This window comes from Bradyrhizobium sp. USDA 4506, assembly GCF_054058795.1.
On sequence record NZ_JBSSBM010000002.1, the window covers coordinates 6,206,634 to 6,218,826 of the forward strand.

Annotated in this window: 9 protein-coding genes; 3 read left to right on the top strand and 6 right to left on the bottom strand. The window is 64.9% G+C overall.

All coding sequences use genetic code 11. The features are described from left to right. Positions 1–7: 7 nt before the first annotated feature. The 4 genes from boxB to ACVIHF_RS31505 all read right to left on the bottom strand — a co-directional run bounded on the left by boxB (position 8) and on the right by ACVIHF_RS31505 (position 5,838). A complete protein-coding gene (gene boxB, locus ACVIHF_RS31490) occupies positions 8–1,444 on the bottom strand; it encodes a benzoyl-CoA 2,3-epoxidase subunit BoxB (protein ID WP_050386785.1) in 1,437 nt (478 codons plus the stop codon). Between the two features lie 21 nt (positions 1,445–1,465). Continuing rightward, the gene (gene boxC / locus ACVIHF_RS31495; RefSeq protein WP_253606406.1) at positions 1,466–3,154 is read right to left on the bottom strand and encodes a 2,3-epoxybenzoyl-CoA dihydrolase; all 1,689 of its coding nucleotides are present in this window, start codon (positions 3,152–3,154) and stop codon (positions 1,466–1,468) included. Positions 3,155–3,330: 176 nt separating this feature from the next. Then, positions 3,331–4,140 (bottom strand): alpha/beta fold hydrolase, encoded by an 810-nt coding sequence (locus tag ACVIHF_RS31500; RefSeq protein WP_456793068.1) that lies wholly within the window; start codon positions 4,138–4,140, stop codon positions 3,331–3,333. Positions 4,141–4,305: 165 nt separating this feature from the next. Further along, entirely contained in the window at positions 4,306–5,838 is a 1,533-nt protein-coding gene (locus ACVIHF_RS31505) for a benzoate-CoA ligase family protein (protein WP_456793069.1), read from the bottom strand. Between the two features lie 80 nt (positions 5,839–5,918). Here ACVIHF_RS31505 and ACVIHF_RS31510 point away from each other — a divergent pair, with 80 nt between their 5' ends. After that, positions 5,919–6,911, top strand: a complete 993-nt coding sequence (locus ACVIHF_RS31510; RefSeq protein ID WP_256521265.1) for a helix-turn-helix transcriptional regulator — start codon at positions 5,919–5,921, stop codon at positions 6,909–6,911. A gap of 147 nt (positions 6,912–7,058) precedes the next feature. On the opposite strand, the gene ACVIHF_RS31515 is transcribed toward ACVIHF_RS31510, so the two are convergent. Continuing rightward, complete coding sequence (locus ACVIHF_RS31515) at positions 7,059–7,844, bottom strand: IclR family transcriptional regulator domain-containing protein (protein ID WP_092078526.1); 786 nt, start codon at positions 7,842–7,844, stop codon at positions 7,059–7,061. 124 nt (positions 7,845–7,968) lie between these two features. Here ACVIHF_RS31515 and ACVIHF_RS31520 point away from each other — a divergent pair, with 124 nt between their 5' ends. Further along, a complete protein-coding gene (locus ACVIHF_RS31520) occupies positions 7,969–9,327 on the top strand; it encodes an aromatic ring-hydroxylating dioxygenase subunit alpha (protein WP_456793070.1) in 1,359 nt (452 codons plus the stop codon). A gap of 187 nt (positions 9,328–9,514) precedes the next feature. Then, entirely contained in the window at positions 9,515–10,951 is a 1,437-nt protein-coding gene (locus tag ACVIHF_RS31525) for a glutamine synthetase family protein (protein WP_456793071.1), read from the top strand. Between the two features lie 130 nt (positions 10,952–11,081). Here the strand turns inward: ACVIHF_RS31525 and ACVIHF_RS31530 are convergent, their stop codons facing one another. Then, positions 11,082–12,179 carry an enolase C-terminal domain-like protein gene (locus ACVIHF_RS31530; RefSeq protein WP_456793072.1) on the bottom strand — a complete coding sequence of 366 codons (1,098 nt, stop codon included), beginning with the start codon at positions 12,177–12,179 and terminating at the stop codon, positions 11,082–11,084. Positions 12,180–12,193 lie beyond the last annotated feature (14 nt).

The following is a 12,193-nucleotide window of genomic DNA, read 5'->3' on the forward strand; positions in this document are numbered from 1 at the left end:
GCGCCGATCAGCTCTCGATCCTCACATATTCGAAGTCGCCGGGCTTGTTGTCGATGCCGACCTTGGGCGGCGAGATCCAGGAGGCGAACTGGCCGGGTTCGGTCACCGGCTTCATCAGCGAGGCGATGAAGTCGCCGTCCGCGGTCGACGGCAGCCAGTCGTTCTTGCGCTTGGCCCAGGTGGCGTCGTCGATCAAGAGGCCATCGGGCGTCGCGTGGACGTCCTTGAACTCGCCGATCTGGCGGTGGAAGGCAGTGTTCGGCACCGCGAGCTTGTAGTCGATGCCGGCGGTCGAGATCACCTTGTTCCAGCGCAGCATGCCCTTGACGCAATCCTGCGTGTAGTCGTCGCGCAGCCGCATGTTGAGCGCGGTCAGCGCCGGCTCGTCGACCATCTTGATCTGGCCGTCCACCATCTTCATGACCGGATAGGTCGAGCTCTTGAGCTGGTGGTCGTCGTCGATCGTGGTCTCCTTGTAGCGGCCCTTGATGCCGGCGTTGAAGGCATTGGCCGCGTTGGTCGACACTTCCGAGCCGAACAAATCGAGCGACAGCGAATAGTGCAGGTTCAGCTTCTTCTGGATGGTCGGCAGGTCGATCACGCCAAGCGCGCGGATCCTGGCGATGTCGTTCGGATCGGTGATGCCGGCTTCCTTCATCGCATCGCAGGTGCGCTGCACGACGCGGGTGATGCCGGTCTCGCCGACGAACATGTGGTGGGCTTCCTCGGTCAGCATGAAGCGGCAGGTGCGCGACAGCGGATCGAAGCCCGACTGCGCCAGCGAGTGCAGCTGCATCTTGCCGTCGCGGTCGGTGAAGTAGGTGAACATGAAGAACGACAGCCAGTCCGGCGTCGCCTCGTTGAAGGCCCCGAGCATGCGCGGGCTATCCGCGTCGCCCGAGCGGCGGCGCAACAAGTCGTCCGCCTCCTCGCGGCCGTCGCGGCCGAAATACTTCTGCAAGAGGTAGACCATCGCCCAGAGATGGCGGCCTTCCTCGACATTGACCTGGAACAGGTTGCGCATGTCGTAGAGCGACGGCGCGGTCTTGCCGAGATGGCGCTGCTGCTCGACCGAGGCCGGCTCGGTGTCGCCCTGGATCACGATCAGGCGGCGCAGCATCGCGCGGTGCTCGCCGGGGACTTCCTGCCAGGCCGGCTTGCCATAGTCCTCGCCGAACGGGATGACGCGGTTCTCTTCCTGCGGCGCGAGCAAGATGCCCCAGCGATATTCGGGCATCCGCACATAGTCGAACTTGGCCCAGCCGCGCGGATCGACCGAATAGGCGGTGCGTAGATAGACCAGCGATTCCTGGAAGCCGTCCGGACCCATGTCGCTCCACCAGTCCATGTAGCCGGGGTGCCAGCCTTCCAGCGCCTTGAGCACCTGGCGGTCCTCGGCGAGATTCACATTGTTCGGAATCTTGGTCGAGTAATCGACGTTCATGATGTTCATGGCCGTGCTCCCTTAAACTCGCGTCATGTCGAATTGCGCCTTCTGGCCGGTGCCGTAGCGGCGCAGCGCGCCGTCCTCACCGACCGCGTTGGGCCGCTGGAAGATCCAGTTCTGCCACGCCGTGAGGCGGGAGAAGATCTTCGATTCCATGGTCTCCGGGCCGACGAAGCGCAGATTGGCTTCCATGCCGGTGAGACCGTCGGGCGAGAACGAGGTGCGCTCCTCGAAGAACACGCGAACCTCGTCGTCCCAGTCGATGTCGTCGAGCGCGAAGGTGACGAGACCGAGCTCCTCGGCCTCCTCCGCGTCGAGCGCCTTGCCGATCGAGCCTTGCGCGCGCTCCAGATCCGACGGATCGGCCTGGAAGCGCGATTGCAGCCGGGTCAGGCCGTGGCTCATCGGATAGGGCCCGAAATTCATCGCCGTCAGCTCGATCGCCGGCGGCGGACGGTTGTCGCCCTGCTTCTGGCCGATCAGCATGTAGGAGCGGTCGGCGGCGAACACGAGCTCGGCCAGCGTGCCGACGAAGCAGGAGCCGGGCTCGACCAGCGTCACCAGCGTGCGCGAGGTGACGTCGATGCGCTTGAGCACGCGCTTCCAGTAGTGCCTGACCTCGTTGACCAGCCAGTGCGCCTTGTTGGCCTCCAGGAACGCGTCATAGGACACGACATTGCCGCGGTCGCCGTGGCTCTTGAACACCAGCATCGCGATCTCGAGCTCGTTGATGCGCAGATGCAGGATCGCGTCATCGAGTTCGCGGGCGACCTGCAGCGGCCAGAACGCAGCGCCTTGCGCGATCATGCCGTCGATATCCGCGGGCGCCGTGGTTTCCGGCGCCTTGATCGAGATGGTGGCGATGCGCGCTGCGCGATCGATGTCGACGCTGACGAAACCGTAGCGGATCGCGCTGTCGTCGATGGTGCGCGTCAGCGGCGCAAGCGCGATGCCTTTGCCGGCGCCGTTGCGCTTCGACTTCGCGGCGAATTCCTTGACGCGCTCGGCCAGCTTGCCCTCGAGCTTGGAGTTCGGCGCGATCTCGTCGACCAGGCGCCAGGAGACGGCGCGCTTGCCCTTGATGCCTTCCTCGATGGTGCAGAAGAAGTCGGCGTGGTCGCGGCGCACCTTGCGCTTGTCGACGACGCGGGTGAGCCCGCCGGTGCCCGGCAGCACCGCGAGCAGCGGTACTTCCGGTAGCGCGACGGCGGCAGCGCCGTCGTCGGCCATCATGATGTGGTCGGTCGCGAGCGCCAGCTCATAGCCGCCGCCGGCCGCGGTGCCGTTGACGACGGTGATGAAGCTCTGCCCGGAATTCTCGCTGGAGTCTTCCAAGCCGTTGCGGGTCTCGTTGGTGAATTTGCAGAAGTTGACCTTGTGGGCGTGGGTCGAGCCCGCCAGCATGCGGATGTTGGCGCCGGCGCAGAACACCCGGTTCTTGCCCGAGCGCATCACCACGACCTTGACCTCGGGATGCTCGAAGCGCAGGCGCTGCACGGCGTCCGCAAGCTCGATGTCGACGCCGAGGTCATAGGAATTCAGCTTGAGCTGATAGCCCTCGAACAGGCCGGCGTTCTCGTCGACGTCCATGGTCAGCGTCGCGACATCGCCCGCGACGTCGAGCTTCCAGTGCCGGTAGCGCGACGGGTCGGTCTGGAAGTCGATGTACTTCGCCCCGCCTGCAAGGACGCGATCGTCACCAGCCATGGGCCACCCTTATCTGTTGTCTTGCTGTAGTTCGTTTGAAGGTTCGTCGTCGAGGTCTTCATGCACAATAATGCATGTTTTCGGTCTGGTCTAGTTCAAAACGCAAAAACATGCATTTTGTTTCATGTTCAGGAAAATCGCCAGCTCGGCCAATGACCTGGCACCGGCACCAAAGGTCAGGCCGCCAGTGCCGGGTCGTCGCGCAGCGCCGCTTTGGCGAATTCGGCGACCGCCTCGAGCGTCACCGCGGGCGCCTCGCGATGCGGCGAATGGCCGGCACCATCGATGGCCGTGACATCGACCGGGCAGTAGCACTCCTCCTGGGCGATCTCGACCTGGCGCATGGTGCCGTACTGGTCGGCCGCGCCCTGCACGATCAGCACGGGCACGCGGATATAGGCGAGATAGTCGGAGATATCCCAGTCGCGGAATGCCGGATCGAGCCAGGCGCCGTTCCAGCCATAGAAGGCGTTGTCGACGTCCTTGTGCCAGCGCGCCAGCTTCTCCTTCAGATTGGTGGTCTCGTACGCCGTCTTGATCTCGGCGATCGACTTCACCGAGATGTCCTCAACGATGAAGTGCGGCGCCAGCAGCACCAGGCCGTGCAGGCGATGATCCTGATGCGCGCCGGCATAGATCGCGGCAATCGACGCGCCGTCGGAATGACCGAGCAGCAAGCCGCGGCGGAAACCGATCCGATCAAACAGCTGCGGCAGCACGTCGAGCGCCTCGCGATGCATGTAGTCGACCGGACGCGGCAGCTTCGTCGGCGACGAGGCGCCATAACCCGCGCGCGAATAGGCGAACACGCCGGCGCCGGTCGCCGCCTGCAGCTTCTCGGGGAAGTCGCCCCACAGCCCGACGCAGCCGAGGCCTTCATGCAGCATCACGATGGTCGGCGTCGTCTCGGGTGACGGGCCGATCATGCGGTATTCGAGCTCGGCGCCGTCGATGCTGAGGAAGCCTGTGGGATTCAAGTTCGTCATGGTGGAGCCTTCCTCATCGTCGTCCCGGCGAAAGCCGGGACCCATAACCACAGGCGTTAGTTGTTGCGCAAAGCCGTTGAACAGCGTCTCTCGAAACGAAGGCCGCGGCGTATGGGTCCCGGCTCCCGTGCGCAATTGCGCACTAGGCCGGGACGACGCGGGGAGCTAGTGCTCGTGTTCCCGCAACTTGAAGCGCTGGATCTTCCCGGTCGCGGTCTTCGGCAGGTTGTCGACGACGTCGATCCAGCGCGGATATTTCCACGGGCCGATCTTCTGCTTGACGTGCTCCTTGAGCGCCTCGTGCAGGCCGGCGGCTGAACTGTCGGGCCGCAGCACCACATAGGCCTTCGGCTTGAGCAGGCCTTCCGGGTCGGCCTCCGGCACGACCGCCGCCTCCAGCACCGCGGGATGGGTGATCAGCGCGCTCTCGACCTCGAACGGCGACACCCAGATGCCGGAGACCTTGAACATGTCGTCGGCGCGGCCGCAGAAGGTGTAACGGCCGTCGGCATCGCGCGTGTATTTGTCGCCGGTGCGGGTCCAGGCGCCCTCGAAGGTGGCGCGGCTCTTGGCGCGCTGATTCCAGTAGCTCTCGCCGGCCGAGGGCGCATCGACCAGCAGCTCGCCGACCTCGCCGTCCGCGACGTCGGCGCCGATCTCGTTGACCAGCCGCACCTTGTAGCCGGGCACCGGACGGCCGGACGAGCCGTATTTGATGTCGCCGGGCGCGTTCGACAGGAAGATGTGCAACAGCTCGGTCGAGCCGACGCCGTCGAGGATGTCGACGCCGAACCGCGCGCGCCACGCATTGCCGACCGATTCCGGCAGCGCCTCGCCGGCCGAGGTGCAGACGCGCAAACGGTTGCCGCCGGACTGCGCCTTGGTCGCCTCGTCGTTCAGCATCGCCGCGAACAGGGTCGGCACGCCGAAGAAGATGCTGGGGTGATATTTGTTCATCAGCGCGAACATCACCGCCGGCGTCGGCCGCTCGGAGTTCAACACCGTGGTGGCGCCGACCGACATCGGGAACGTCAGCGCGTTGCCGAGCCCGTAGGCGAAGAACAGCTTTGCCGCCGACAGGCCGACATCATCCTCGCGGATCCCGAGCACCTGCTTGGCGTAGGTCTCTGCGGTTGCCGCGAGATTTGAATGCAGATGGCGCACGCCCTTCGGCATGCCGGTCGAGCCCGACGAATAGAGCCAGAATGCCGGCTCGTCGGCGTGGGTTGGCGCAGTCGCGAACACGTCGCTCTCGCGCGCGATCTCATCGGACAGCTTCTTGTGGCCGTGCGCGTCCTTGCCGGAGACCACCACATGCTCGAGGTCGGGCATCCGCGCGATGATGTCGTTCACGACCGGCAGCAGCGCTTCCGACACGAACAGCACGCGGGCGCGGCAATCACCGAGGATGTAGGCATACTGCTCCGCAGTCAGCAGCGTGTTGAGCGGCACCGGCACCACGCCGGCGCGGATCGCGCCGAGGAACACGATCGGGAAATCGACCGTGTCCAGCATGATCATGGCGACCCGCTCCTCGCGGCGGACGCCGAGCCGGCGCAGCATGTTGCCGACGCGGCGGGTCTGCTGCTGCAACTGGCCATAGGTGATTTGCGACAAGGTATCGTCGAACACGACCTTGTCGCCGCGGCCTTCATCGACGTTGCGGTCGAGCAGCCAGGAGACCGCGTTGTAAGTCATGCTCCGCTCCTCGGACCCGAACGTGCCACGCTTCCCTCTCCTGTGAATTTAAGAATTATAATTCATACAAAGCCACCACGTTGGCTTGCTGTCAATCCTTATCGGCACTATGTTTCCTAGAACCTCGGTCTGATTCAGTCAGGACCGCGCGTCGCACAGGGATCATGACCGCAGCCAACGACCCGGAAACCGACTTCCTTGAACAGCTCGGCCAGCGCGTGCGCACGATGCGCGCCCTGCGCGGCATGTCGCGCAAGGTGCTCGCCAAGGTTTCCGGCATTTCCGAACGCTACATCGCCCAGCTCGAAAGCGGCAAAGGCAATGTCTCGATCGTGCTGCTGCGCCGTGTCGCAGGCGCAATGGGCGCGCATCTCGAGGACCTGATCCCGTCCAGCGAGCCCGTGCCGGACTGGGCCGTGATCCGCGACCTGCTGCGCAAGGCGTCGCCGAACCAGATCGCGCAGGCCAAGGACATGCTCGCCGGCAGCAGCCCGTTGGCGCCGCGGCGCGCCTCGTTCTCCGGCATCGCGCTGATCGGCCTGCGCGGCGCCGGCAAGACCACGCTCGGGCGGATGCTGGCGAAGAAGATCGGCTGGAGCTTCGTCGAGCTCAACAAGGAGATCGAGGCGCAGAACGGCCTCTCGGTCGCCGAGATCATCGCGCTGTACGGCCAGGAAGGCTTTCGCCGCATGGAGCAGGCCGCGCTGACGCAGCTGTTGGCGCGCAAGGAATTGATGGTGCTGGCGACCGGCGGCGGCATCGTCTCCGAGGCGCTGACCTTCGATTTGATCCTGTCGTCGTTCTACACGATCTGGCTGAAGGCCGAGCCGGAGGAGCACATGGCGCGCGTGCGCCGCCAAGGCGATCTGCGCCCGATGGCGGACGATCGCTCGGCGATGGCGGAATTGCGCAACATCCTGGTCAGCCGCGAGCCGCTCTACGCCCGCGCATCAGCGGTGGTCGACACCGCCGGCCTCTCGGTCGACGCCGCCGCCGCGCGGCTGATCGATTCGGTGCGGCCGGTACTGCAGAACGAGGCGCGCTCGTTCGGTCTGCGCAGCGTGGCGCTGTAATCTCACAGCACAAAAAGAAACACTACCCCCGTCATTGCGAGCGAAGCGAAGCAATCCATCTCTCCGCGCGCGTGGATGCATGGATTGCTTCGTCGCTATCGCTCCTCGCAATGACGAACCATGCGATGGTGTGAGAGATCCTCCCCCCTACAAGAGTCTGCTCTTCACATCATCTGCACCATCCCGCAGCAGCGGCAGGAAGCGGTCGATCAATTCCTGCATCGGCACGCGGTCGACATGCGCGCCCATGTTGATCGCGGCGACGATGGTGCCGTCGTAGCGGCGCACCGGCACCGAGATCGAGCGGAAATGCGGCTCGGCCTCGCGGTCGACCAGGGAATAACCCTGCACGCGATCGGCGATGATGGTGGCGAGCAGCCTCTTCGGATCGGTCGTGGTCTGCGGCGTCACCGGATCGCGGCGCATCGCCTTCAGCCGCGTCGCGAGTTCGGCATCAGTGAGGCGGCCGAGCATCGCGCGACCGACCGAGGTGCAGAACGCCGGCAGCCGGTAGCCGATGTCGAGACCGGCGGAGAACACGCGCGTCGGGCTCGAGCGCGCCACGAACACGACGTCGTCGCCGTCGAGCAAGGCCAGTGAGGCGATCTCCTGCGCTGCCGTCGCGATGCGGTCGAGCACCGGTTGCAGCACCGTCACCACCTGGTTGGATTGCAGGAACGAGCCCGCCAGCGTCAGCACATGCGGCGTCAGCGTGAACAGCTTGCCGTCGGTGGCAACGAAGCCGCCATGCGCGAGCGTGAACAGGATGCGGCGCGCGGTGGCGCGCGGCAGATCGGCGGCGCGCGCCAGATCGCTCAGCGTCGCCGGGCCGGACACGGTGCCGAACACCTGCAGCAGGCGCAGGCCGCGATCGAGCGCCTCGACGAAGTCGGTGGCGCGCTCGTCCTGGTCGGTCCGCTTCAGCTTGGGCATGGCGTTTTAGGTTGGGTCGCGGCTTTGAACGGTTCAAAAATTGCGCTTGCTGTCCAAAACAGACATGGCATAATTCGCACATTCGTTCAATAGGCGAACAAATCCAAATCCGGGAGACGGCGCCATGATGAGCCAGGAAGCGAACGATCTGATCACCCGCATCGGCCGCAAGGACCCGTGTGGCAGGCTGATGCGGAGTTACTGGCAGCCGGCGGCGCTGGTCGACGAGCTGGAAGGACCGCGCCCGGTTCGGCCGGTGCGGCTGCTTGGCGAAAACCTGGTTCTGTTCCGCGGCGAGGACGGAAGCTACGGGCTGATCGATCGCCACTGCGCGCATCGCGGCGCCGATCTCGCCTTCGGCCGGCTCGAGCATGGCGGGCTGCGCTGCGCCTTCCACGGCTGGCTGTTCGACACGTCAGGCCAGTGCATCGAGACGCCGGCGGAGCCGGCCGGCTCGCAACTCTGCAAGGGCATCAGGCAGCGCTCCTATCCCGTGGTCGAGAAGAGCGGCATCCTGTGGGCCTGGCTCGGCGAAGGCGCCCCGCCCGCCTTTCCGGAGCTCGACTGCTTCGTCGCGCCCGGCAGCCATACGTTCGCGTTCAAGGGCCACATGAACTGCAACTGGCTGCAGGCGCTCGAAGTCGGCATCGATCCGGCGCACGCCTCCTTTCTGCACCGCTTCTTCGAGGACGAGGACACCTCGGCCGCCTACGGCAAGCAATTCCGCGGCGCGTCGGCCGGCAGCGACATGCCGATGACCAAGATCCTGCGCGAATATGACCGGCCGATCATCAATGTCGAGCACACCGAATACGGCCTGCGCCTGATCGCGCTGCGCGAGCTCGACGCGGAGCGCACCCATGTGCGCGTCACCAACCAGCTGTTCCCGCACGGCTTCGTGATCCCGATGTCGACCGAGATGACGATCTCGCAGTGGCACGTGCCGGTCGATGACGAGAATTGCTACTGGTATGCGATCTTCACCAGCTACGCGGCGCCGGTCGACAAGCAGAAGATGCGCGACCAGCGGCTCGAGCTCTATACGCTGCCGGACTACAAGTCGCGCAAGAACCGCAGCAACGACTACGGCTTCGATCCGCACGAGCAGGCGACCGCGACCTATACCGGCATGGGCGCCGACATCAATGTCCACGACCAGTGGGCGGTGGAGTCGATGGGGGCGATTCAGGACCGCACCAACGAGCATCTCGGCCAGAGCGACAAGGCGATCGTGCAGTACCGCCGCCTGCTGCGGCAGGAGATCGAGAAGGTCTCCGGCGGCGAGAAGCCGATGCTGTTCCTCGACGAGGCCTCCGCGCGCAGTATCCAGGGCCCGGCCACGATGGACGGCATCGGCCCGACCCAGGGCTGGGAGCTCTACTGGATGGAAGTCGACGTCAAGCGCCGCCGCGGCGCACCATGGGCAGCTCCCGTGCCGCGCGAGATCGCCGGCAAGGTGCATCATCTGACGGCGGCGGAGTGAAGATGGTATCAATGGCTCCGCATTGTATCCTTCACCTCGCCCCGCTTGCGGGGAGAGGTCGGATCGCGTTAGCGATCCGGGTGAGGGGGTACAGGTCTATCGGCATATCGAGTCGGCGGAGAGAGCCCCTCACCCCGACCCTCTCCCCGCGAAGAGCGGGGCGAGGGAGAAGTGAAGGAGCGACGCGGTGAGCTTCGTCGAGCGTCACGGCCTGTGGTCGGATGAGCAGAAGGAGGCCGCACAACGCCTCCGCCGCATCGTCGAGGAGAAGAACCTCGAAGTCATCCGCCTGTCGTTCCCCGACCAGCACGGCATCCTGCGCGGCAAGACGCTGATCGCCGGCGAAGCGGTGCGCTCGCTGGAGGGCGGCTGCTCCATCACCACGACGATGCTCGCCAAGGACACCTCGCACAAGACGGTGTTTCCGGTGTTCACATCAGGCGGCGGCTTCGGCATGAAGGAGATGGAGGGCGCGGCCGACGTGCTGATGGTCGCCGATCCCACCACGTTCCGCGTGCTGCCCTGGGCGCAAAACACCGGCTGGCTGCTCTGCGACCTCCATTTCAGCGACGGACGGCCGGTGCCGTTCGCGACCCGCAACCTCTATCGCAAGGTGCTCGATCAGCTCGCAGGCCGCGGCTACGATTTCGTCGCCGGCCTCGAGGTCGAATTCCATCTGTTCAAGCTCGACGACGCTCATATGGCGCCGGAGGATGCCGGCCAGCCCGGACGGCCGCCGTCGGTCAGCCTGCTGTCGCACGGCTATCAGTACCTCACCGAGCAGCGCTACGACCTGATGGAGCCGGCGCTCGAGATCATCCGCCGCGACATCATCGCGCTCGACCTGCCGTTGCGCTCGGTCGAGGTCGAGTTCGGCCCGAGCCAGTGCGAATTCACCTTCGCGCCGACCGTCGGGCTCGCGCCGGCCGACACCATGGTGCTGTTTCGTTCGGCGGTGAAACAGATCGCGCGCCGCCGCGGCTATCACGCGACCTTCATGTGCCGGCCGAAGCTGCCGAACGTGTTCGCGAGCGGCTGGCACCTGCACCAGTCGCTGGTGTCGCGCGCCAATGGCGAGAACGTCTTCATGGCCAAGGAGACCGGCGAGCCGCTCAGCGCGCTCGGCCGCGCCTGGCTCGCCGGCCTGATCGAGCACGCGCGGGCCTCGACCGTATTCACGACGCCGACCATCAACGGCTACAAGCGCTACCGCTCCTATTCGCTGGCGCCGGACCGCGCGATCTGGGGCCGCGACAACCGCGGCGTTATGATCCGCGTGCTCGGCGGCGCCGGCGATCCCGCAACCCGGCTGGAGAACCGGATCGGCGAACCCGCCGCCAATCCCTATCTCTACATGGCAAGCCAGATCCTCTCCGGCCTCGACGGCGTCGACCGCAAGCTCGACCCCGGCCCGTCGGCCGACACGCCCTACGAGGCCAAGGCCGCGCTGTTGCCGAAGTCGCTGCGCGAGGCCGTGTTCGCGCTCAACGACGATCCGTTCTTCCGCCAGGCGCTCGGGCCGGAGTTCGTGGACTATTACGTCTTCATCAAGAACGCGGAGATCGAACGCTTCCAGGCCGAGGTGTCGGACTGGGAGCACCGCGAATATTTCGAGATGTTTTGACGGAAGCGTCGGCGCAGGCGCTCCGCCGCTCTAGAGCATGATCCGGAAAAGTGTGAAGCGGTTTTCCGAAAGATCATGCTCAAACAAAGAGCTAAAGCGCGATGACGATTCAACCCAATCTCATCGCGCTTTAAACGCTTGCAAGGTGAGCCGCAACGGCCGCTTCGTTCCATTCCAGACCGACACCCGGCGTGTCGGGAATATGCAAAAGACCATCCTTGATTTCATACGGCCGTTCAAGAATCGGATCGGCCCAGTCCTGCCATTCCAACCAGTGAGCGGCCTCCGTCGCGCGCATGACGTGGGCAGCGACTTCCGGATAAAGATGCGTTGAGATGGGGATGCCCGCGGCGCCGGCGATCGCAGCCGCCCGCATCCAGCCCGTCACTCCTCCGATGCGCATGAAATCCGGCATCACCAGGTCGCAGGCCTTTCTCGCGATCGCCTTATGCATCTCCCTCGGACCATAGAAGTTCTCGCCGATCTGGATCGGCGTCTTCAGCTCCGCCGCCAGTTGGGCGTGTCCGTCGAGATTGTCATAGACGACAGGCTCTTCGATCCAGTCGAGGCCATAATCATCGATCGCATGGCACCGCTCGATGGCTTCGGCGAGATTTAGCCCCTGGTTGTAGTCCACCATCAAATGCATCCGATCCCCGACTGCTTTTCGAACGGCGTCGAGGGTCGTCAGATCCTCGTGCGGATCGCTTCTGCCGAGGCGCAATTTCAGGGCTGAGAACCCTCCTTCGTCGCGCAATTCCAAAGCCTCGGCCGCGACGGCGGCCGGCTCCTTCAGCCAAAGGCCGTTGCTATTGTAGGATCTCACGGCGCCGACCGTCGCCCCCAACAGCACGCACAGCGGCTTGTTTGCGGCTTTCGCCAACGCGTCCCACGCGGCCATGTCGAGGCCCGACGCCGCGATCATCGACAATCCCTCATAGCCGACAAAGTGAAGCGATTTGCGCGCCGCCTCGAACAACTCGACAGGCGCCACGCTCCGACCTCTGAGCAATTCGCCGAGATCATGCAACGCCGGAACCAGATATCGCAGCGATTTCACGATGTAAGGCTCGAGATAGCTTCGCCCGACAATGCCCTCCTCCGTCACCAGATCGATGAGGACGAGCGGCCACTCCGATATCGTGACAATGCGCGCGACCACGGGCCGCTTCAGCTTGAGCACCACCGGACGAGCTTTGATTTCTCTGAGCGTCAACGAATCGGGCATGGCAATGGCTTTCG